The organism is Pseudomonas sp. DE0157, from assembly GCF_007678615.1.
In the GTDB taxonomy this organism is placed as follows: domain Bacteria; phylum Pseudomonadota; class Gammaproteobacteria; order Pseudomonadales; family Pseudomonadaceae; genus Aquipseudomonas; species Aquipseudomonas parafulva_B.
Genome location: NZ_VEJN01000005.1, coordinates 48,508 through 68,487, shown reverse-complemented (window position 1 = coordinate 68,487; position 19,980 = coordinate 48,508). Strand labels below are relative to the sequence as shown.

The window sequence follows — 19,980 nt, the reverse complement described above, 5'->3', positions numbered from 1 at the left end:
GTGGCCAGTTACTTGGCAGGCATCTGTGTGAAGGCGTGGTCGATCTGCCTGATGACCTCGGCCCTGAGCGCTTCGCGGTTCGTTATCTCAAATAGCTGGGGGCCAGCGCGGCTCAACTGCGAAGCTGACATCACACCCAGGTGCTCCATTTTGAGCGCTTGGCGCTCAGCTGGCTTGCAGATGAAATTACGGCTTTGCGCCAACCACGCTTGTTGATCGCCCTGCCATTGATTGGAGAACTTGGCCCTGCGCAAGGTATTGGCCACGCTGCTGAAGTCGAGCGCCCCTGTGACACGGGCCCGCTTGTTCTTGCAATCGACTTCGACGTCGTAGACCGTGAAATCGGGCTTGCCGGGCTGCTGGTCAAACAGGTAGACGCCCACGGATTTGGCGCCGCCGGGGCGCTCGTAGATGTTACTGGGGTCGCCATCTGCAAGGTACACCTTGCTCTTGCCCAGGCTGGCTTGATGATGCACTACCCAGTAATCGCCCTTTTGGGCATTGTCCGCATGGACGGATAAGGCACCCAACAGGAGTGCAAGCGACAGCAGTTGTTTCACTGGGGAGCGCATGACTGGCCATCTCTCTGCCATTACTTAGACGGAACATTTTCCCATCCGCAGTAGTGGGCAAAGGGCTATCTAGTACACCTGGAGTAGGGGTCGCCTGCTGAGACTTCATCAGAGGCCACCTTGCACGTGAAACACTGCCCATGAATGAGGCAGTGTCACTGCAGACAGACTACGGCCCAGTACTTTGACCAGAAACGAAAAAGCCCGCCGATGAGGGCGGGCTTTTCGTACAGATTTCACACAGAAGCGAACTGACTGTTCGATCCATACAATTGCTTTACCTGACGCTGACCCGGTGGTCTAGCTTAAGTATTCGCAACCGCTGCGAAGATGGTGGGTCGTGTAGGATTCGAACCTACGACCAATTGGTTAAAAGCCAACTGCTCTACCAACTGAGCTAACGACCCGCTGGATGGCGCGTATAATACTGATTTCTATAGAGAAATCAACACCCCACAATAAAATTTCTTAAAAATAGCGCGTCGGGTCCGCCACGGCGGCTGCCTTGAAGCCGTCAGCGCGCAAGCGGCAGCTGTCGCACTTGCCACAGGCACGCCCGTCGTCATCAGCCTGGTAGCACGACACAGTCAAGCTATAGTCGACCCCATGCGCCACGCCGGCCTGGACGATCTGGGCTTTGCTCATGTTTTGCAAGGGCGCCTGAATGCGGAACCCCTGCCCTTCGACCCCTGCCTTGGTAGCCAGATTGGCCATGCGTTCGAAGGCTTCGACGAATTCGGGGCGGCAGTCCGGGTAGCCGGAATAATCCACGGCATTGACACCGATGAAAATGTCACGGGCTTGCAGCACTTCGGCCCAGCCCAGCGCCAGCGACAGAAACACCGTGTTGCGCGCTGGTACGTAGGTCACCGGGATACCCTCCCCTGGCGTTTCCGGCACATCGATGCTGCTGTCGGTCAGGGCCGAGCCACCGATGCCGTCCAGGTTCAGCCCGATCACCTTGTGCTCTACCACGCCCAGGTCCTGGGCGACCCGTGCCGCGGCGTTGAGCTCGGCGCGGTGACGCTGGCCGTAGTCGAAGCTCATGGTATAGCAGGCATAGCCCTGGGCCTTGGCCATGGCCACTACCGTGGCCGAGTCCAGACCACCGGACAGAAGAATTACTGCGCGTTTATCAGTCATGTCTCACTCTCTTTCTCAGCGGCCAGGTTCGTCGTTCCACAACAGTTTGTGCAGCTGAAGCTGGAAACGCACAGGCAAGTTGTCGGCAACGATCCAGTCGGCCAAATCAGTGGCACTCACTTGGTGGTGGCTGGGCGAGAACAATACTTCGCCGGCGCGCTCGGCCAGGTTGTACTGAATCAACTTGGACACCGCCCAGTCGTAGTCTTCGCGGGAGCAGATGACGAACTTGACCTGGTCGTTGCGCGTCAGGTGCTCGATGTTCTCATAGCGGTTGCGGTGCGATTCTTCCGAACCTGGGGTTTTCAGGTCGACGACGCGGCTGACACGGGTGTCGGTGCCGGCGATATCGAGCGCTCCGCTGGTTTCCAGCGAGACTTCGTAACCGGCGTCGCACAGGCGCTGCAACAGGGGCAAGGCGTTAGGCTGGGCGAGGGGCTCGCCGCCCGTCACGCAGACATAGCGCGGCTTGAAGCCGGCCACCTGTTCAAGGATCGAATCCAGGCTGCGAAGGGTGCCGCCACTGAAGGCATAGGCGCTGTCGCAGTATTGGCAGCGCAGGGGGCAACCGGTGAGCCGCACGAATACCGTGGGCAGCCCAGCCGTTCGTGTTTCACCCTGCAACGAGTAAAAGACTTCGGTGATGCGTAATGTATCTTGCATGATCGCCACGGGCGTGACAGCAAAACAGGCTGCCCGCCTCCGTCAGGCACTGGCACAGACTCGACATAGCGTTATCCGTGACAGCGTGTTTACGAAAAAAGGGCGGTGATTCTAACGAAAAAACCCGCGCCAGGCGCGGGTTTCTTTCGAACGGGGGGCAAGCGCCGCATTACTTCACAGCTTTTGCAGGTCTCGCTGCGCCAGTTGCGCAGCCGATGTGCCCGGGTATTGGGTCACCACCTGCTGAAGAATGCCCTTTACCTTGTCCGTGTGGCCGAGACGACGCTCGACGTCGGCCAGTTTGTACAAGGAGTCTGGCACCTTGCTGTGTTTGGGGTACTTCTGGCTTACCTGGGCAAACGCCTGGCTTGCGCCCTGCAGGTCACCCTTGGCCAGGTTCACTTCGCCCAGCCAATACTGTGCGTTACCGGCATATTGGCTGCTGGGGTACTTGCGCAGGAAGGCGTTGAACGCCTGGCTGGCTTTGTCGAAGTCTTTTTGCTTAATCAGGTCGAAGGCAGCATCGTAGTAGAGCTTCTCCTTGGCCGGATCACCGGGCTCGCTACTGGCGGCCGGTTGTTGGGCAGCAGCACCGGCTGCAGCCCCCGCGGCGGCGCCAGAGGCACCACCGGCGGAAGAATTGTCAGGGGTCGCGGCAGGCGCGGCGCCACTGTTGATGCGACGGTCCAGGTCCTGGTATCGCTCCAGGTTTTCCTGCTTCATGCGAGACACATCGTTTTGCAACTCTTCGATGATGCCTTGCTGGCGGGAAAGCTGATCCTGCATCTGTTGCAGCTGCATGAACAGCTGGCCCTGTGCAGAGGCAGGGGCCGAAGCCCCTGACCCGGCATAGGCGCCGCTCGTGCCATAACCCGCAGGCGGATAGCTGCCTGTGTTGTCATCTACTACAGGGACTGCAGCCCACGCCGAAAGGGGCAGGCTGAGTGCGAGGACGGTTACTGCACGGCGGCACTTGCGCATAGGAACTTACTTACGCAGTTCTACGCGACGGTTTTGAGCCCAGGACTGCTCGTCGTTGCCGGTAGCAACTGGACGCTCTTCACCGTAGGAAACCAATTCCAGCTGAGCAGGGGAAACGCCCTGCAGAACCAGGTAGCGCTGAACGGCCTTGGCACGACGCTCACCCAGAGCCATGTTGTACTCGCGGGTGCCGCGCTCGTCGGTGTTGCCTTCCAGGACAACGCGGTTGCCGTTGGCTTTCAGGTCCTTGGCGTGAACGTCCAGAGCGCGCATGGCTTCTGGCTTCAGGTCCGAGCTGTCGTATTCGAAGTAGAAGGTGGTGATTGCGCGCAGAGCGGCTTCTTCGCTCAGGGAACCGTCGACTGCGCCGGTGTTGGCACCGTAGCCAGCGTTCGGGTCAACGGCGCCAGCGCCTTCACCTGCGTTGTCACCGCCCTTGGAGGAGCAACCTACAGCCACAGCCATGGCCAGAGCCAGCGCAGCGAATTTACCAAACTTCAGCATTTCCATCGTGAAACTCCTAATGAAACCCCAGTGTGTTAAGCAAAACGTATTACGCCGCAATCAGTTCAGGTAAGGGGACCAGGACGGTTCTCTGACTTCGCCTTGAGCGGTAGGAAGTGGGAGCCTCACGCGGCCATTAAGCGACACGAGCATCAAGACTCCCCGGCCCTGCTGGCGGGTGGCGTAGATTAGCATGGTGCCGTTGGGCGCAACAGTGGGAGACTCATCAAGACTTGTTTCCGAGAGAATCTTTACACTTCCGCGTTGCAAGTCCTGGGCGGCAACTTTGAAGTTGGTGAAACCCTGTTGGCGGTGAATCATCACCAGGGTCTTTTCATCCGCCGAGAGTTTAGGGTTGGCGTTGTAGTTACCCACGAAGGTTACGCGCTCGGCGCTGCCGCCACTGACCGACTGTTTGTAGATCTGCGGCTTGCCGCCACGGTCGGACGTGAAGTACAGGGTGTTGCCGTCTTTACCCCAGAATGGCTCGGTATTGATGCCAGGGCCGGCGGTCACGCGGCTGATCTGACGCGAAGCCACGTTCATCACGTAGATGTCCGGGTTGCCATCCTTGGACAGCACGAAGGCCAGGCGCGAACCATCGGGCGACCAGGCAGGTGCGCCATTGAGGCCCTCGAAGTTGGTGACCTGTTCACGGCGACCGGTATCGATGTGCTGGACGAAGATACGCGGGCGCTTCTGCTCGAACGACACATAGGCGATGCGTTTGCCATCGGGCGCAAAGCGCGGCGACAGGATGGGCTCGCGGGACTGCAGCAGGGTCACGGCGCGGGCACCGTCATAGTCCGAACGCTGCAGGGTGTAGCGCGTGTTGTTGGTGGAGAAGCGCTCGGCCGTCACGTACAGCATGCGCGTGGAGAAGGCACCCTTGATACCGGTGAGCTTCTCGAACGACTGGTCGGCGATGTAGTGCGACATGTCGCGCAACTGGTCGGTGCTGCCAGCGACGCTGCCGGTCAGGACCTGCTGCTCGGTGGCGACGTTGAACAGGGCGTATTGCACCTGCAAGCGCCCACCGGAGGGCACGATGCTGCCGACCATCACGTACTGGGCACCCAGCGCCTTCCAGTCGCGGAAGATGACTTCACTGGCCTGGGATGGCTGGCTGATCATGTTCTGGCGCGGGATAGGCGAATAGTAGCCGGAGTTGCGCAGGTCGTTGCCGATGATGTCGGCCATGTCTTCAGGCAGCACACTGCCACCCTGAACAGCGAACGGCACCACCGCAATTGGCGTTGCCCGGTCACTGCCACTGGTGACCAGGATGTTCTTTTCCTCTGCTACGGCCATGCCTGCCACGCAGCACAGCATGACCAGCAGTCCTCTCAGACGTTTAATCACAACGCTAGATCCTCAGGTGTAAATGTCATCTTGAACGAGCGATATTGGTTGAAATCGCTCGGCTTCATGCCCTGCATTTCAGTCAGGCGACCGATGTTTTTCACCGCTGCCACCGCCGAGCTGTCGTAGGGGCCGTCACCGCTTGACCGGGCCACACTGACGCTGGTGATGGTGCCATCGGGCAACATGCTGATCTGCAGTACCACCGTCATGCCTTTACGCGCCGATGGCGGGCGAGCCCAGCCTTCTGCCGCGCGCATGCGGATCAAGTCGTCGAAGTCGCCGGCCACCTGGTCACCCTGCTCATCGGCCAGCGCCTGCTGCCGCTCGGTGGTGTCGGACAAGAGCTCGGCCAGGGCCTGTGCCTTCTTGTCTTCAGCCGCCTTGCGAGCCGCTTCCTGTGCCTTTTTCTTCTGGGCATCGGCCGCGGCCTTCTTCTTGGCGTCTTCGGCTGCCTTCTTCTTCGCTTCTTCGGCCGCTGCCGCCTTCTTCTTGGCGTCTTCGGCCGCTTTTTTCTTCGCATCCTCGGCGGCCTTCTTCTTGGCCTCCTCGGCAGCTTGCTTCTTCGCCTCTTCAGCGGCCTGTTTCTTGGCCTCTTCTTCGGCTTTTTTCTTCGCTTCTTCCTCGGCCTTCTTCTTGGCGATGTCAGCCTGCTGTTTCTCGGCCGCTTTCTTGGCCTCGGCGGCTTTGGCAGCTTCAGCGGCCTTGGCGGCGTCCTCGGCTTTCTTGGCCTCGGCTGCCTCGCGTGCCTCCTGGGCCTTTTGAGCAGCGTCGGCTTTCTTTTGTTCCGCAGCTTTCACCGCTTCCTGCTCGACCTTCTTCTGCTCAAGCTGCTCGACCTCGGTCTGGCGCGAAGCGGTTTTCTTGGCTTCCCCGGCAATCTTCTGATTGGTCTGAGTGGTGGCCTGGCTCTTGGACTTGAGCTGATACAGCGTAGCCTGAACGATCGGCTTGGACGGCGGCAGTTCGGGCGTCATGGCAAAGCTTACGAACAGCATGCCGAATACCAGCACATGCAGGCCGATGGCCCAGATACTGGGCCAGAAGTAGCTTTCCGAGGCAGAGGGCTCGCGCTGTTGCATCAGGGCGCCTCGGTAATCAGGCCGACGTTACCGACACCGGCTTTCTGCAGCCCGCCCATGGCGCCCATGACCGCGCCGTAGTCCACCGCCTTGTCGCCGCGGATGAATACCTGGGTCTGCTTGCCCTGGTCGCGGCCGGCCGCGATGATCTTGGTGACGGCGTCGGTCATGGCCGGCAGGGTCATGGCCTTGTCCATCTGCTTGTCGGTATCGACTTCGCTGCCAAGGTTCCAGTAGTAGGTCTTGTCGGCCTTGATGGAAATGGTAAGGATCTGGACGTTGTTGTCCTGCGGCAAGGCTTCGCTGGAAACCTTGGGCAGGTCGACCTTCACGCCCTGGTTGAGCATGGGCGCCGTCACCATGAAGATGACCAGCAGCACCAGCATCACGTCGATGTAGGGCACCACGTTCATCTCGGCGACGGGCTTGCGTTTGTGGCGAACTCGGGCCATGGGCTTCTACCTGATTACTCTTCGCTGGTGTGCACTTTGCGGTGCAGGATCGCCTGGAATTCGTCGGCGAAGGTGTAGTAACGGCCGATCAGCGTCTCGCTGCGGGCCGCGAAGCGGTTGTACGCAATCACCGCCGGGATGGCCGCGAACAGGCCAATGGCCGTGGCGATCAACGCCTCGGCGATGCCCGGTGCAACGGTGGCGAGCGTGGCTTGCTGGGCGCTGGCCAGGCCGCGGAAGGAGTTCATGATGCCCCATACGGTACCGAACAGGCCGATATAGGGGCTGGTCGAACCCACGGTCGCCAGGAACGGCAAACTTTGCTCGAGCTTTTCTTCTTCGCGGGAAATGGCAACGCGCATGGCACGGCCAACCCCTTCCATCACGGCATCCGGGTCAACGCCGGGTTGCTGGCGCAGGCGGGAAAATTCCTTGAAGCCTGCACGGAAGACCTGCTCCACACCCGAGTCCGGGTCCGGGTTGCTACCGGCCTGGCGGTACAGCTTGGACAGGTCGATACCCGACCAGAAGCGCTCCTCGAAAGCATCGAGCGCACGACGACCGGCGCGCAGCATGGTGCTGCGCTGGAAAATCATGATCCACGAGGTGACCGAGGCGGCCACCAGGGTCAGCATCACCAGCTGCACCACGACGCTGGCGTTACTGACCAGACTCCACATGGAGGTATGGTCGACGACGTTAGCTTCCACGCTTATTCTCCTGCATTCGATTGATTACCCGAGCCGTCTGCCGCAAAGGCGTCGCGCAGCTGGGGAGGTATGGCTCGGGGTTTGAAAGTGTCGGCGCGCACAGCGGCTATCAGGAACCGCCCTTCGCAGAGCAGCGTGTCGTCCCTTTCCCGCCACACTTGCTGCACGAAGTGCAAGCTGGCGCGATTGAGTTCAAGTACGTGCGCGGTCACCCGCAATTCATCGTCCAGCCGCGCCGGCGCGTGGTAGCGCGCTTCGCTGGAATGGACCACGAACAGCAGGTTGTCGTCAGCCAGTTGCGACTGGGAAAAGCCCAGGTGCCGCAAGCGTTCGGTGCGCGCGCGCTCCATGAATTTCAGGTAGTTGACGTAATACACCACGCCACCGGCATCGGTATCTTCGTAATAGACGCGACAACGGTGTGTGAACGGTTCCAGGCCTTTTTGCGCGCGCATACTCTAGTGCTTACTCCTCGGCTTGCCAATCCGCTCTGGCAACTGTTTTTCAACATTCATGTCCAGGTGCCAACGCCCCCGCTGCATGCCAGCGGTAGGACCACGAAAAGCGTGTTTCGATCTGTCATTCATCACCCGGCTCGGAAAAATCCGCGCCCTCCCCCAACCGCCCGGGAACATTCAGGCCGAAGTGCAGGTAGGCGTGCCGAGTCACCACACGGCCACGGGGGGTGCGCATGATGTAGCCCTGCTGGATGAGATAGGGCTCGAGCACGTCCTCGATGGTGTGACGTTCTTCGCTGATGGCGGCGGCAAGGTTGTCGACACCGACCGGGCCACCGTCGAACTTCTCGATCATGGTCAGCAGCAGGCGCCTGTCGGAATGGTCGAAGCCGCGCTCATCGACGTCCAGCAGGTTGAGCGCCATGTCGGCCACGGCCTTGGTGATCTGGCCTTTGCCGCGCACCTCGGCGTAGTCGCGTACCCGCCGCAGCAAGCGGTTGGCAATGCGCGGCGTGCCACGGGCACGGCGTGCGATCTCGTAGGCACCGAGGTCCTCGATGACCAGCCCCAGGATGTTGGCCGAACGGCTGACGATGGTGGCCAGGTCCTTGTCGCTGTAGAACTCCAGCCGCTGCACGATACCGAAACGATCGCGCAGCGGGTTGGTGAGCATGCCGGCGCGCGTCGTGGCCCCGACCAGTGTGAAAGGTGGCAGGTCGAGCTTGATCGAGCGGGCCGCCGGGCCTTCGCCGATCATGATGTCGAGCTGGAAGTCTTCCATGGCTGGGTAGAGCACTTCTTCGACGATCGGCGACAGCCGGTGGATCTCATCGATGAAGAGCACGTCATGAGGCTCAAGGTTGGTCAGCATGGCGGCCAAGTCGCCAGGGCGCTCGAGAATCGGCCCCGAGGTGCTTTTGACCGACACACCCATTTCGTGGGCGATGATGTTGGCCAGGGTGGTCTTGCCCAGGCCTGGCGGCCCGAAGATCAGGGTGTGGTCGAGCGACTCGCTGCGCCCACGCGCCGCCTGGATGAACAACGCCATCTGCTCGCGCACCACGGGCTGGCCGATGTACTCCTCCAGCCGCAATGGCCGGATGGCGCGATCCTGGACTTCTTCGCGGTCGCGGCCACTGGCAGCGATCAGGCGGTCGGCTTCGATCACTTGGTAATCATCCCCTTGAGGCTGCGACGAATCAGCTCTTCACTGGAAAGCCCCGACTTGTCCTTGATCGCGCCGATGGCCTTGCTCGCTTCCTGAGGCTTGTAGCCCAGGGATACCAGGGCGCTGACCGCATCCGCCTCGGCGCTGGACTCGCTGGCGGCCGGCAGTGGGCCATCGGACACCAGCGTGAACATGGCCGGTGACGTTTCCCAGGCCTTGAAGCGGTCCTTGAGCTCGACCAGCAGGCGCTCTGCTGTTTTTTTGCCTACGCCGGGTACGCGTACCAACACCGAGGCGTCCTGGGCCTGCACGCAGCGCACCAGCTCATCGATCTCGAGCCCGGACATCAGTGCCAGGGCCAGCTTGGGGCCTACACCGTTGAGCCGAATGAGTTCGCGGAACAATTCGCGCTCGCGCTTTTCGGCAAAGCCATAGAGCAGGTGGGCGTCTTCGCGCACCACAAGGTGTGTGTGCACTGTCACCGGTTCGCCGACCTTGGGCAGGCGATAAAGCGTCGTCATGGGGACTTCCAGTTCGTAGCCCACGCCATTGACGTCGATGATGAGGTGCGGCGGCTGCTTTTCCGCCAGGGTGCCGCGCAAACGTCCGATCACGTTTCGATCCTTTTCACGGGGAGCTGCTCGATGGCCGCTCAACCCTATCAGCAAATACGGCAGGCGGACGCTCCACCTGCACAAAATGTGTATCAGCGCATGAAGCGCTTACAGACGCAAGCGCCCACCGCGCCGACGCGCCGTCGACAGCCCATGGGGCACCAGACTCGAACGGGTGTGGGCATGGCACAAGGCGATGGCCAGCGCGTCGGAAGCATCGATCTGGGGCTTCTGGGTCAGCTTGAGCAGGTGCATGACCATCATCATCACCTGGTCCTTGTTCGCCCCGCCGGTACCGGCCACCGCCTGCTTGACCTGAGTGGCGCTGTACTCGGCGATTTCCAAGCCTGCTTCAGCCGCGGCGACGATGGCCGCGCCTCGGGCTTGTCCCAGTTTGAGGGCGGAATCGGCGTTGCGGGCCATGAACACCCGCTCGATACCCATGGTCACCGGGCCGTGCTGGCCGATGACTTCGCTGACCCCCCGAAACACGATCTGCAAGCGCTCGTGCAGTTCACCACTGCCTGTGCGGATGCAGCCTGAGGCCACGTACTCGCAACCACGTGCGGTCTGGCGGACGACGCCATAACCTGTGATGCGCGAGCCGGGGTCGATACCTAGAATCAGAGTCATAGCGCCTGTCGTTGAAGTGAAGCGGTGTGCAAACAGTACAGGCCCTTTCGCAGATCAACCCCCTGGCCAGGTCGCATGTGTCGCCACCTGTACCACGGGTGCCCTGCGAAAGGGCCTGTACGACGCCCGGAAGCGTCAGTATGGCGCGCCGGAAAGCCCTCAGCCGAGGTTTTCCATGATCTCGTCGGAAATCTGCGCATTGGAGTAGACGTTCTGTACGTCGTCCAGGTCTTCGAGCATGTCGATCAGCTTGAGTACCTTCTCGGCGCCCTCCTGATCAAGTTCGGCGCTGGTGGTCGGCTGCATCACGATTTCGGCGTCGGCCGCCTTGAAACCGGCCTCTTCCAAGGCATTGCGCACGGCGTAGAAGCTGTTGAACGAGGTGAACACGTCAAACGAGCCGTCCTCGTGGGCCACCACGTCGTCGGCATCGGCCTCCATCGCCGCCTCCATCAAGGCATCCTCCTCCAGGCCCGGTGCAAAACTGATCTGCCCCTTGCGCTCGAACAGGTAGGCGACCGAGCCATCGGTGCCCAGGTTGCCCCCGCACTTGGTAAAGGCATGGCGCACGGCTGCAGCTGTGCGGTTGCGGTTATCGGTCATGGCCTCGACCATGATCGCTACACCGCCCGGCCCGTAACCTTCATAGGTGAGCTCTTCGACGTTGTCGCTTTCGTTCGTGCCGGCGCCACGGGCCACTGCGCGATCGATGATATCGCGGCTCATGTTGGCGCCCAGGGCCTTGTCCAGCGCCAGGCGCAGGCGCGGGTTGGAGGCAGGGTCCGGGCCGCCTTGCTTGGCAGCGACTGTCAGCTCGCGGATCCACTTGGTGAATACCTTGCCCCTCTTGGCATCCTGGCGCTCTTTGCGGTGCTTGATGTTCGCCCACTTGGAATGACCCGCCATAACGACTCCCGATCCGTGTAACAGAAACAGGTTCCGCCCCGAAGGGCGGAACGTGGAAAGACTGCGCCAAAGCGCGTGGGCGCAACCGCCGGCTGCGCCCGGGCCGATTACTCGACCTTGGTCTGCTCGCGCAGACGGATGTGCAGCTCACGCAATGCCTTGGCATCGACCATGCCCGGCGCCTGGGTCATGACACACGCGGCGCTCTGGGTTTTCGGGAAGGCAATCACTTCACGAATCGACTGGGCGCCGGTCATCAGCATGACCAGGCGATCCAGGCCGAAGGCCAGGCCACCGTGAGGCGGTGCACCGAACTTCAGGGCATCGAGCAGGAAGCCGAACTTCTCTTCCTGTTCCGCCGCCTCGATACCCAGCAGGCGGAACACGGCCTGCTGCATTTCCTTGCGGTGGATACGGATCGAGCCGCCACCGAGTTCGGTGCCGTTGAGCACCATGTCATAGGCACGGGACAGGGCCGTGGCCGGGTTGGCTTCCAGTTCCTCGGGCGTGCACTTGGGCGCGGTGAACGGGTGGTGCAGCGCGGTGAAGCTGCCGTCTTCGTTTTCTTCGAACATGGGGAAATCGACGACCCACATCGGCGCCCACTCGCAGGTGAACAGTTCGAAGTCGTGACCCAGACGAATACGCAGGGCGCCCAGCGCTTCGCTGACCACCTTGAACTTGTCGGCACCGAAGAACACGATGTCGCCGTCAACGGCGCCCACGCGGTCGAGGATGGTGTTGAGATTGGCCTCGGGGATGTTCTTGACGATCGGCGACTGCAGACCTTCAACGCCCTTGGCACGCTCGTTGACCTTGATGTAGGCAAGGCCACGGGCACCGTAGATGCCGACGAACTTGGTGTATTCGTCGATCTTGCTGCGCGGCATGCTGGCGCCGCCTGGCAGGCGCAGCGCGGTGACGCGGCATTTAGGATCGTTGGCGGGGCCGGCGAATACCTTGAAGTCCACGTCCTTGAGCTGGTCGGCGACGTCAACCAGCTCCAGCGGGATGCGCAGGTCTGGCTTGTCGGAGCCATAGCGACGCATGGCTTCCTCGAAGGTCATGTGCGGGAATTCGCCGAATTCCAGGTCCAGCACTTCCTTGAACAGCTTGCGGATCATGCTCTCGGTCAGGCCCATGATCTCGGACTCGTCCAGGAAGCTGGTCTCGATGTCGATCTGGGTGAATTCCGGCTGGCGATCGGCACGCAGGTCTTCGTCGCGGAAGCACTTGGCAATCTGGTAGTAACGATCGAAACCGGCGACCATCAGCAACTGCTTGAACAGCTGCGGCGACTGCGGCAGGGCGAAGAAGCTACCGGCGTGGGTACGGCTTGGCACCAGGTAGTCGCGCGCGCCTTCAGGGGTGGCGCGGGTCAGGATCGGCGTTTCCACGTCGAGGAAGCCGTTTTCGTCGAGAAAGCGTCGAATGCTGCTGGTGATGCGCGAACGCAGGCGCAGCTTGTCGGCCATCTCAGGGCGACGCAGGTCGATGAAGCGGTAGCGCAGACGCGTTTCTTCACCAACGTCGGAGTATTCGTTCAGCGGGAACGGCGGGGTTTCGGCTTCGTTCAGCACATTGAGCTGGTAGCCGAGGATTTCGATGGCACCGGAGGCCATGTTGCTGTTCACCGCACCTTCCGGGCGACGGCGGACCTTGCCGGTGATCTGCACGACATACTCGCTGCGCACACGGTCTGCTGCGGCGAAGGTGTCGGCGCGATCCGGATCGAAAACGACCTGGGCCATGCCCTCGCGGTCACGGATGTCGAGGAAGATCACCCCGCCGTGGTCCCGGCGACGATGGACCCAGCCGCAAAGGGTGACTTCCTGGCCGTCCAGGCTCTCGTTCAGTTGGCCGCAATAATGGCTGCGCATCATGATGGTGGTTTCGCTTCTCGTGATTCGTGTATTCGATGGAGGCCTTGGCCGCCCGGAGGGCTAATACTGCAAGACCCGGTCATAGCATTCAACTCAGTCGGCCTTGTCGCCGCCTGCCAGATTCTTTTTCGCACCGGTCTTGAAGTCGGTTTCGTACCAGCCGTTACCGCTCAGGCGAAAGCCGGGTACCGACAGCAGTTTCTTCATCGCCGGCGCCTGGCAGGCCGGGCAATCGGTGAGCGGCGCGGCGCTGATTTTCTGCAGCACTTCCATACGGTGCTCGCAGGACGCACATTGATAGTCGTAAAGGGGCATGGATGTCTCTCGTCAACCATAACGCTGGCTGCCTGGGCAGCAAAAGGCGGGATTATATATGGTTAACCAGCGCTGCGCAGCCCGCCGGGCAATCAGTGCGACGTCGGTGGCTGCTGCAACCAGGCAACGCAGATCACCCGTATCAGCCCGCTGAAGTTGCGCACGCCCCCCTGGCGCAGGTGCACCTCACGGTCGACGTAGGACAACACCGCACTGACCGAGCACTGGTTGGCAGCGGCAATGCGCTCGAGGATACCCCAATACACGGCTTCAAGGCGCAGACAGGTGGAAAAACCATTGAGCCGCACCGAGCGGGAAACAGGCTGGGTCTGCAACATGTCGAAATCTGCCGTGAATGGGTCGACGCATTGTTTGCCGGGCCAGCGCCCCTGACCTGCCGTCCGCTTGCCAGACTGAGCCATCTGCACACCTCCTGATGATTGAACCAAGGGGTGTATCAAGCGCCGAACGCGCCAGTGCAGAGCAGCGGCAAACCCTTCCCGCACAGAAACCGGCAGGCCGGCCCAGTCACCCTGGGCAGGCCTGCCGGCACGGTCCGGCTATTTCTCGTCGAGCAACACGCGCAGCATCCATGCAGTCTTTTCGTGGACCTGCATGCGCTGGGTCAGCAGATCGGCGGTGGGTTCATCGCTGACCTTGTCAACCGCTGGGAAGATACTGCGGGCGGTGCGCACTACCGCTTCCTGCCCTTGCACCAGTTGCCGGATCATCTCGTCGGCTGGGGGAACCCCCTGCTCTTCCTTGATCGAAGAGTGCTTGGCGTAGAACGCGTAGGACCCAGGCGCCGGGAACCCCAGGGCGCGGATGCGCTCGGCAATGGCGTCCACCGCCAGCGCCAGCTCGTTGTACTGCTCCTCGAACATCAGGTGCAGCGTACGGAACGAGGGCCCGGTGACGTTCCAATGGAAGTTGTGGGTTTTCAGATACAGCACGTAGGTATCTGAAAGCAGGCGGGAAAGCCCATCGACGATGGACTTGCGATCTTCTTCACTGATGCCGATATCGATTGCCATGATGCTCCCCTTCGGAAAACGTGAAACCCAAGCGGGTGCCGACCACTTTAGCAACACTCTGAGCGCCGCGCCTCTGTCAGGTGGCCGCAGGCACAGGGCGCCGGGTGCAGTTTGAGTAGCCTGCAGGTTTACGGTTAAATAGGCAGCGTGCCATTCGTGCGGACTGCAATTGCCGAATGCATAGGCTGAAGGCCACGTGTTCGCGCCAACACTTCATGCGCACCGGGCCGTCAGCTCTTCCCGTGATCAGCTTCAATCAATGTGAGCCAATCCCATGTTCAAGATCGTCCACCTGGTGACAGGCGCGGCAGCCTTGCTGCTAGCGTTCATACCCAGTCTTAAAACCGAGGCAACGCCTTTCCTGCAACAACCCGACGCGGTCTACCTGGCCCTGTTCGGCTTGCTCAACCTGATCCTGGCGCCTGTCCTGCCGCTGTACTACCGAGGTGCCAGGCAGCAGCTGCAATACCTGGCCTGCGCCCTGCTGGTGGTGGCCGTGGTGCTGCAGACCCTTACCGTGCTGGCTCGACCGGAGCTTGGCAACCTCGCGGCGCTGGTGTGCGCCGCTCTGGCCGTGGTCCTGCACCTGGGCGCAGGCTTTGCCCAGGGCACGCGCAAGGTACGCAGCAGCCAACAGCCACTGACGGAGGCCGGCAACCGAGATATGGGCACGGTCAAGTGGTTCAATACGTCCAAGGGGTTCGGGTTCATTTCCAGGGACTCAGGCGATGACATCTTCGTGCACTTTCGCGCCATCCGCGGCGAGGGCCATCGCGTCCTGGTAGAGGGTCAACGCGTCGAGTTCTCGGTCATGCACCGCGACAAGGGCCTGCAGGCCGAGGATGTGGTCCCCGTCACGCGCCGCTGACAGGCGAGCAGGCTTCAACACGTTGAAACCAGGCCTGTCGCTTCGCCCATGGGTGCGACAGGCCTGAGGACCAGATGATCAATAGTGAGGCGGCGGCGCCTCTTCACCCTCGCTGCCATACTGACCTGCTATCTCTTCGTAACGTTTGATCAACTCGGCCATCTGCAACTGCAGCCGCTCGATCACGCGCCCTTGCTCGACCACCACATCGTTGAGCGCCTGCAGGGTGTCGTCCTGGAATGCCTGGCGCGTTTCCAGCTCGATCATTCTCGGCTCAAGCGACATCGGCGGCCTCCTGGAAACCTTCGAGGTGTAGATTTCGTACGCGGGCGCGTATCGCCTGTACTTGTGCGTCGGTATAGGCCACGGCCGGGCATTTGCCCCAGACCGGTGCAGGCCAGGCCACATCATCGTGCTGGCGAACGATCACGTGCATGTGCATTTGGCTGACCACATTGCCCAGCGTCGCCACGTTCATCTTGTCAGCCCCGTAGCTGCGCTTGAGCGCCTCGGCAAGCTGCGTGGTTTCCTGCCAGAGCAGGTGCTGGTCATCCAGGCTCAGGTCGAACAGTTCGCTGACCTCGGCACGGCGCGGCACCAGGATGAACCAGGGGTAGTTGGCATCTCGGCTCAGCAGCAACTGGCACAGGGCGAAATCGCCCAGCACCCAAGTGTCCTGCTGCAAGCGTGGATCAAGAACGAACACGGCGTACCTCCTTCAGGCAAAGCGACCCGCACGGGTGGCGGTAAAAACGGCAGCAAGGATACCTTGCGCAATTGCGGTAACACAGCGCTACTTTTCGCACCAATAAGGTGCTTCGCCACGTCAACTGACTCCCTAGCCCACCACAATTGACACCGCATTAACATGTTGCGGTAACACATTGACTTTGATAGCAAGCTAGCCAACTGAATAGCCCGGCCGGGCGGGCTTGAGGTGCAGTCCGACCAACCCCCGTGTTTACGGCGGTTGAAACGAATTCCTGAAAATTTTGTGAAAAATTCATCAATGCCAGCCCAAGTTGAGCACGCTTGTTGCATTGCCTTCACCCCAAGTCGGCATGCTCTCTAAAACACCTGCACACCGGGCGTCACCACCCTCGGATGCGACGCTGAACTGCCCGACAGCGACACGGCCAAAAAGTTCCATCAAGAGTGCTTTACGCCATATCGCCAACGACCTTCAGCGTGCTATACATTTTCGCCGACATAACAAGAAAGAGCTGCACCCTATAACTAGAACACCTGGATGCAGCGGTACTCTTCCTAAAAAAACCAAAGGAGCAAGTCACGATGCGCGTGATGAAGTGGAGCATGATCGCCCTGGCCGTTTCGGCGGGGTCCTCGCAGATGGCACTGGCCTCTTCGCAGGATGAGTCCAAAGGTTTCATTGAAGACAGCAAGCTGAGCGTCAAAACTCGCATGCTGTATTTCAGCCGTGATTTCCGCAACAACGAAGGCGGCCAGAGCCGCCGTGAAGAAACCGGCCTCGGCTTCGTGGGTACTTATGAGTCGGGCTTCACCCAGGGCACCGTGGGCGTGGGTATCGACGCCATTGGTATGCTCGGCCTGAAACTGGACAGCGGCAAGGGCCGTGCTGGCACCGGCCTGTTCCCGAACGGCTCGGACGGCCGTGCACAGGATGACTACTCCAAGGGTGGCGGCGCGGTTAAATTCCGTATCTCCGACACCGTACTGAAAGTCGGCGACCAGTTCACTGCCCTGCCAGTGTTCGCCACCGACGACAGCCGCCTGCTGCCGGAAATCGCCCAGGGCGCGTTGCTGACCAGCAACGACATCAAGGGCCTGACCCTGCACGCGGGTCGCTTCACCAGCCTGACCGGTCAGGAACAGACCAACCGTGACAGCCTGCGCCTGAAAGAAGCCGACGTATTCGGCGGCACCTATGCCTTCACCGACAGCCTGTCCACCAGCCTGTACTACTCCAAGGTCGAAGACTACTGGCGCAAATACTACGCCAACGTCAACTGGGCGCTGCCGCTGTCGGACAAGCAAGGCCTGGTGTTCGACTTCAACTTCTATGACACCAAGAGCGACGGCCAAGGCCTGCAGCGCGCCGAAAAAGACGGCGTGACCAAGCTCGACAACCGTGCGTTCAGCCTGTCCGGTGCGTACAACATCGGCGCCCATACCTTCACCCTGGCCTACCAGAAAGTGACCGGCGACGGCGACTATGGCTACGGCGTCGACGGTGGCGGCACCGTGTTCCTGGCCAACTCCGTGGCCCGTTCCGACTTCAACGCCGAAGGCGAGAAGTCCTGGCAGGCTCGCTACGACCTGAACTTCGCCGAGTACGGCATTCCAGGCCTGAGCTTCATGACCCGCTACGTGCGTGGCAGCGGCGCCGACACCGGCACCACCAGCAACGGCAAGGAATGGGAACGCGACATCGACATCAAGTACGTGATGCAAGAGGGCCCTGCCAAGGACCTGAGCTTCCGCGTTCGTCAAGCCACCTACCGTTCTTCCGATGGCGTCTACTACGGCTCCCCATCGCTGGACGAGCTGCGCCTGATCGTGGAGTACCCGCTGAGCATCCTGTAAGCCTGGCTTGCAACGCTGCGCACCTGAAAAGCCCGGCCACCGCGCCGTAATGCAGTTCACTTAGGGCCGCTTCGCAGCCCATCGCGGCACAAGGCCGCTCCCACACTGACCGCGTGATGCCCTAGTTGGGGTACTCACAGGGCTTGTAGGAGCGGCCTTGTGCCGCGATGGGCCGTGAAACGGCCCCAGCGGTATTGAGTGAACAGCCTTACGGCGACCGTGCCGGGCTTTTTCTTGGCTGACAAGCAGGACGCCCTGGGGCATCCTGTACGCCTTGGCTTCACCCCCGTACAATGCGGGGCTATTTCAACGTCTTAGGCAATCGACACGGCTAACCATGCGCACCAGTCAATATTTGCTCGCCACCCAAAAAGAAACCCCTGCCGACGCAGTGGTCATCAGCCATCAGCTCATGCTGCGTGCCGGCATGATCCGCAAACTGGCTTCGGGCCTATACACCTGGCTGCCGATGGGCCTGCGGGTAATGCGCAAGGTCGAGAACGTGGTGCGCGAGGAAATGAACGCCGCCGGTGCCCTTGAAGTGCTCATGCCCAGCATCCAGCCTGCCGAACTGTGGCAGGAGTCCGGCCGCTGGGAGCAGTACGGCCCCGAGCTGCTGCGGGTCAAGGACCGGCATCAGCGCGATTTCTGCGTGGGCCCAACCCACGAAGAGGTCATCACCGACCTGGCGCGCAACGAGCTGTCGAGCTACAAGCAGCTGCCGTTGAACATGTACCAGATCCAAACCAAATTCCGCGATGAAATCCGCCCGCGCTTCGGCCTGATGCGTGGTCGCGAGTTCATCATGAAAGACGCCTACTCCTTCCATGCCGACCAGGCTTCCCTTCAGGAAACCTATGACCGCATGCACCAGGCGTACACCAATGTGTTCACCCGCCTGGGGCTGGATTTCCGTCCGGTGCAGGCCGACACCGGTTCCATTGGTGGCAGCTACTCCCATGAATTCCACGTCCTGGCGCAGTCCGGTGAGGACGATGTGATCTTCAGCGATAGCTCCGACTATGCTGCCAATATCGAAAAGGCCGAGGCCGTGCCGCGCGAAACCGTGCGCCCTGCTCCAACCGAAGAGCTGCGCCTGGTCGATACGCCCGATGCCAAGACCATCGCCCAGCTGGTCGAAAACTTCGGTCTGCCGATCGAAAAGACCGTCAAGACCTTGATCGTACGCGGCGCCGAGGAAGGCAAGCTGGTCGCCCTGATCGTGCGCGGCGATCACGAGCTCAACGAAATCAAGGCCGCCAAGCTGGAACAGGTGGCTGACCCCCTGGTCATGGCCACCGATGCCGAACTGCGCGAGGCCATCGGTGCTGGGGCAGGCTCGCTGGGCCCGCTGAACCTGCCGCTCGAGTGCGTGATCGACCGTTCGGTCGCCCTGATGAGCGACTTCGGTATCGGTGCCAATATCGACGACAAGCACTATTTCGGGGTCAACTGGGAGCGTGACTTGCCAGTGCCCCAAGTGGCCGACCTGCGCAACGTGGTCGAAGGCGACCCGAGCCCCGATGGCCAGGGTACCCTGGTCATCAAGCGTGGCATCGAGGTGGGTCACATCTTCCAGCTGGGTACCAAGTACAGCGAAGCCCTCAAGTGCCAGGTTCTGGGCGAAAACGGCAAGCCGGTCATGCTGTCCATGGGCTGCTATGGCATCGGCGTATCCCGCGTGGTAGCGGCTGCTATCGAGCAGAACCACGATGAGAAAGGCATCATCTGGAACGACGCCCTGGCGCCCTTCCAGATTGCCCTGGTACCCCTGCGCTATGAAACCGACGTGGTTCGCGAAGCGACCGACAAGCTGTATGCCGAGCTGACGGCGGCAGGTTACGAAGTACTGCTCGACGACCGCGACAAGAAGACCAGCCCCGGCATCAAGTTTGCCGACATGGAGCTGATCGGCATTCCACATCGCATCGTCGTCAGTGATCGCAGCCTGGCCGATGGCAACCTGGAATACAAACACCGTACCGAGCAGGATGCCCAGGTGTTGCCACTCGAAGAAGTGCTGACCTTCCTGCAGGCCCGCGTTCGCCGCTGATAATCAATGCACGA

At 61.1% G+C, this 19,980-nt stretch carries 23 protein-coding genes and 1 tRNA gene; 3 read left to right on the top strand and 21 right to left on the bottom strand.

What is annotated here, in order from left to right:
- Positions 1-8 precede the first annotated feature (8 nt).
- The 19 genes from FS777_RS08475 to FS777_RS08385 all read right to left on the bottom strand — a co-directional run bounded on the left by FS777_RS08475 (position 9) and on the right by FS777_RS08385 (position 14,480).
- Positions 9-572, bottom strand: a complete 564-nt coding sequence (locus tag FS777_RS08475) for a hypothetical protein (RefSeq protein ID WP_058638502.1) — start codon at positions 570-572, stop codon at positions 9-11.
- Positions 573-903: 331 nt separating this feature from the next.
- Positions 904-979, bottom strand: a tRNA-Lys gene (locus tag FS777_RS08470).
- A 61-nt stretch (positions 980-1,040) separates the two neighbouring features.
- Complete coding sequence (queC, locus tag FS777_RS08465) at positions 1,041-1,715, bottom strand: 7-cyano-7-deazaguanine synthase QueC (RefSeq protein WP_145254988.1); 675 nt, start codon at positions 1,713-1,715, stop codon at positions 1,041-1,043.
- A 15-nt stretch (positions 1,716-1,730) separates the two neighbouring features.
- Complete coding sequence (queE, locus tag FS777_RS08460; RefSeq protein WP_023536244.1) at positions 1,731-2,378, bottom strand: 7-carboxy-7-deazaguanine synthase QueE; 648 nt, start codon at positions 2,376-2,378, stop codon at positions 1,731-1,733.
- Between the two features lie 174 nt (positions 2,379-2,552).
- The gene (gene ybgF, locus FS777_RS08455) at positions 2,553-3,359 is read right to left on the bottom strand and encodes a tol-pal system protein YbgF (RefSeq protein ID WP_058604311.1); all 807 of its coding nucleotides are present in this window, start codon (positions 3,357-3,359) and stop codon (positions 2,553-2,555) included.
- 6 nt (positions 3,360-3,365) lie between these two features.
- A complete protein-coding gene (pal, locus tag FS777_RS08450) occupies positions 3,366-3,869 on the bottom strand; it encodes a peptidoglycan-associated lipoprotein Pal (protein WP_145254985.1) in 504 nt (167 codons plus the stop codon).
- Between the two features lie 54 nt (positions 3,870-3,923).
- Positions 3,924-5,195, bottom strand: coding sequence for a Tol-Pal system beta propeller repeat protein TolB (tolB, locus tag FS777_RS08445; RefSeq protein ID WP_058604312.1), 1,272 nt, complete (start codon positions 5,193-5,195; stop codon positions 3,924-3,926).
- A gap of 26 nt (positions 5,196-5,221) precedes the next feature.
- Positions 5,222-6,307 (bottom strand): cell envelope integrity protein TolA, encoded by a 1,086-nt coding sequence (tolA, locus tag FS777_RS08440; RefSeq protein ID WP_145254982.1) that lies wholly within the window; start codon positions 6,305-6,307, stop codon positions 5,222-5,224.
- Positions 6,307-6,759, bottom strand: coding sequence for a protein TolR (tolR, locus tag FS777_RS08435; protein WP_003254760.1), 453 nt, complete (start codon positions 6,757-6,759; stop codon positions 6,307-6,309). Before tolR ends, tolA begins: the two co-directional genes overlap by 1 nt.
- A 14-nt stretch (positions 6,760-6,773) precedes the next feature.
- Positions 6,774-7,469 carry a protein TolQ gene (tolQ, locus tag FS777_RS08430; protein ID WP_023536305.1) on the bottom strand — a complete coding sequence of 232 codons (696 nt, stop codon included), beginning with the start codon at positions 7,467-7,469 and terminating at the stop codon, positions 6,774-6,776.
- Positions 7,470-7,471: 2 nt separating this feature from the next.
- The gene (gene ybgC, locus FS777_RS08425) at positions 7,472-7,924 is read right to left on the bottom strand and encodes a tol-pal system-associated acyl-CoA thioesterase (protein WP_058604314.1); all 453 of its coding nucleotides are present in this window, start codon (positions 7,922-7,924) and stop codon (positions 7,472-7,474) included.
- A 124-nt stretch (positions 7,925-8,048) separates the two neighbouring features.
- Complete coding sequence (gene ruvB / locus FS777_RS08420; RefSeq protein WP_145254979.1) at positions 8,049-9,095, bottom strand: Holliday junction branch migration DNA helicase RuvB; 1,047 nt, start codon at positions 9,093-9,095, stop codon at positions 8,049-8,051.
- Positions 9,092-9,709, bottom strand: coding sequence for a Holliday junction branch migration protein RuvA (ruvA, locus tag FS777_RS08415; protein WP_058604315.1), 618 nt, complete (start codon positions 9,707-9,709; stop codon positions 9,092-9,094). The genes ruvB and ruvA overlap by 4 nt, the downstream gene beginning before the upstream one ends.
- 108 nt (positions 9,710-9,817) lie before the next feature.
- Positions 9,818-10,342, bottom strand: coding sequence for a crossover junction endodeoxyribonuclease RuvC (ruvC, locus tag FS777_RS08410; protein WP_023536229.1), 525 nt, complete (start codon positions 10,340-10,342; stop codon positions 9,818-9,820).
- 159 nt (positions 10,343-10,501) lie between these two features.
- Positions 10,502-11,248, bottom strand: coding sequence for a YebC/PmpR family DNA-binding transcriptional regulator (locus tag FS777_RS08405; RefSeq protein ID WP_058604316.1), 747 nt, complete (start codon positions 11,246-11,248; stop codon positions 10,502-10,504).
- Positions 11,249-11,355: 107 nt separating this feature from the next.
- Complete coding sequence (aspS, locus tag FS777_RS08400) at positions 11,356-13,131, bottom strand: aspartate--tRNA ligase (protein ID WP_027914214.1); 1,776 nt, start codon at positions 13,129-13,131, stop codon at positions 11,356-11,358.
- A 93-nt stretch (positions 13,132-13,224) separates the two neighbouring features.
- Positions 13,225-13,446 (bottom strand): FmdB family zinc ribbon protein, encoded by a 222-nt coding sequence (locus tag FS777_RS08395; RefSeq protein ID WP_023536249.1) that lies wholly within the window; start codon positions 13,444-13,446, stop codon positions 13,225-13,227.
- 92 nt (positions 13,447-13,538) lie between these two features.
- Positions 13,539-13,868: a ribbon-helix-helix domain-containing protein gene (locus tag FS777_RS08390; RefSeq protein WP_027914213.1), complete on the bottom strand. Its 330-nt coding sequence runs from the start codon at positions 13,866-13,868 to the stop codon at positions 13,539-13,541.
- Positions 13,869-14,006: 138 nt separating this feature from the next.
- Positions 14,007-14,480, bottom strand: a complete 474-nt coding sequence (locus tag FS777_RS08385; protein WP_058638506.1) for a Dps family protein — start codon at positions 14,478-14,480, stop codon at positions 14,007-14,009.
- Positions 14,481-14,754: 274 nt separating this feature from the next.
- On the opposite strand from FS777_RS08385, the gene FS777_RS21775 reads away from it, so the two are divergent.
- Positions 14,755-15,348, top strand: a complete 594-nt coding sequence (locus FS777_RS21775) for a cold shock domain-containing protein (RefSeq protein ID WP_058638507.1) — start codon at positions 14,755-14,757, stop codon at positions 15,346-15,348.
- A gap of 78 nt (positions 15,349-15,426) precedes the next feature.
- Here FS777_RS21775 and FS777_RS08375 read toward each other — a convergent pair whose 3' ends face one another.
- Positions 15,427-15,633, bottom strand: a complete 207-nt coding sequence (locus FS777_RS08375; RefSeq protein WP_058638508.1) for a SlyX family protein — start codon at positions 15,631-15,633, stop codon at positions 15,427-15,429.
- On the bottom strand, positions 15,623-16,054 hold the full coding sequence (locus tag FS777_RS08370) for an HIT domain-containing protein (protein WP_145254976.1): 432 nt from the start codon (positions 16,052-16,054) through the stop codon (positions 15,623-15,625). The genes FS777_RS08375 and FS777_RS08370 overlap by 11 nt, the downstream gene beginning before the upstream one ends.
- A 587-nt stretch (positions 16,055-16,641) precedes the next feature.
- On the opposite strand from FS777_RS08370, the gene FS777_RS08365 reads away from it, so the two are divergent.
- Together FS777_RS08365 and FS777_RS08360 are read left to right on the top strand one after the other, a co-directional pair.
- A complete protein-coding gene (locus FS777_RS08365; RefSeq protein WP_058604319.1) occupies positions 16,642-17,913 on the top strand; it encodes an OprD family porin in 1,272 nt (423 codons plus the stop codon).
- 337 nt (positions 17,914-18,250) lie between these two features.
- On the top strand, positions 18,251-19,966 hold the full coding sequence (locus FS777_RS08360; protein WP_100851028.1) for a proline--tRNA ligase: 1,716 nt from the start codon (positions 18,251-18,253) through the stop codon (positions 19,964-19,966).
- The last annotated feature ends 14 nt before the right edge of the window (positions 19,967-19,980 follow it).

Bases quoted from the DNA above. Each gene is read 5' to 3' on its own strand.
- FS777_RS08475 (WP_058638502.1), bottom strand. From the start codon at position 572: ATGCGCTCCCCAGTGAAACAACTGCTGTCGCTTGCACTCCTGTTGGGT.
- queC (WP_145254988.1), bottom strand. From the start codon at position 1,715: ATGACTGATAAACGCGCAGTAATTCTTCTGTCCGGTGGTCTGGACTCG.
- queE (WP_023536244.1), bottom strand. From the start codon at position 2,378: ATGCAAGATACATTACGCATCACCGAAGTCTTTTACTCGTTGCAGGGT.
- ybgF (WP_058604311.1), bottom strand. From the start codon at position 3,359: ATGCGCAAGTGCCGCCGTGCAGTAACCGTCCTCGCACTCAGCCTGCCC.
- pal (WP_145254985.1), bottom strand. From the start codon at position 3,869: ATGGAAATGCTGAAGTTTGGTAAATTCGCTGCGCTGGCTCTGGCCATG.
- tolB (WP_058604312.1), bottom strand. From the start codon at position 5,195: ATGCTGTGCTGCGTGGCAGGCATGGCCGTAGCAGAGGAAAAGAACATC.
- tolA (WP_145254982.1), bottom strand. From the start codon at position 6,307: ATGCAACAGCGCGAGCCCTCTGCCTCGGAAAGCTACTTCTGGCCCAGT.
- tolR (WP_003254760.1), bottom strand. From the start codon at position 6,759: ATGGCCCGAGTTCGCCACAAACGCAAGCCCGTCGCCGAGATGAACGTG.
- ybgC (WP_058604314.1), bottom strand. From the start codon at position 7,924: ATGCGCGCGCAAAAAGGCCTGGAACCGTTCACACACCGTTGTCGCGTC.
- ruvC (WP_023536229.1), bottom strand. From the start codon at position 10,342: ATGACTCTGATTCTAGGTATCGACCCCGGCTCGCGCATCACAGGTTAT.
- FS777_RS08405 (WP_058604316.1), bottom strand. From the start codon at position 11,248: ATGGCGGGTCATTCCAAGTGGGCGAACATCAAGCACCGCAAAGAGCGC.
- aspS (WP_027914214.1), bottom strand. From the start codon at position 13,131: ATGATGCGCAGCCATTATTGCGGCCAACTGAACGAGAGCCTGGACGGC.
- FS777_RS08395 (WP_023536249.1), bottom strand. From the start codon at position 13,446: ATGCCCCTTTACGACTATCAATGTGCGTCCTGCGAGCACCGTATGGAA.
- FS777_RS08390 (WP_027914213.1), bottom strand. From the start codon at position 13,868: ATGGCTCAGTCTGGCAAGCGGACGGCAGGTCAGGGGCGCTGGCCCGGC.
- FS777_RS08385 (WP_058638506.1), bottom strand. From the start codon at position 14,480: ATGGCAATCGATATCGGCATCAGTGAAGAAGATCGCAAGTCCATCGTC.
- FS777_RS21775 (WP_058638507.1), top strand. From the start codon at position 14,755: ATGTTCAAGATCGTCCACCTGGTGACAGGCGCGGCAGCCTTGCTGCTA.
- FS777_RS08375 (WP_058638508.1), bottom strand. From the start codon at position 15,633: ATGTCGCTTGAGCCGAGAATGATCGAGCTGGAAACGCGCCAGGCATTC.
- FS777_RS08365 (WP_058604319.1), top strand. From the start codon at position 16,642: ATGCGCGTGATGAAGTGGAGCATGATCGCCCTGGCCGTTTCGGCGGGG.
- FS777_RS08360 (WP_100851028.1), top strand. From the start codon at position 18,251: ATGCGCACCAGTCAATATTTGCTCGCCACCCAAAAAGAAACCCCTGCC.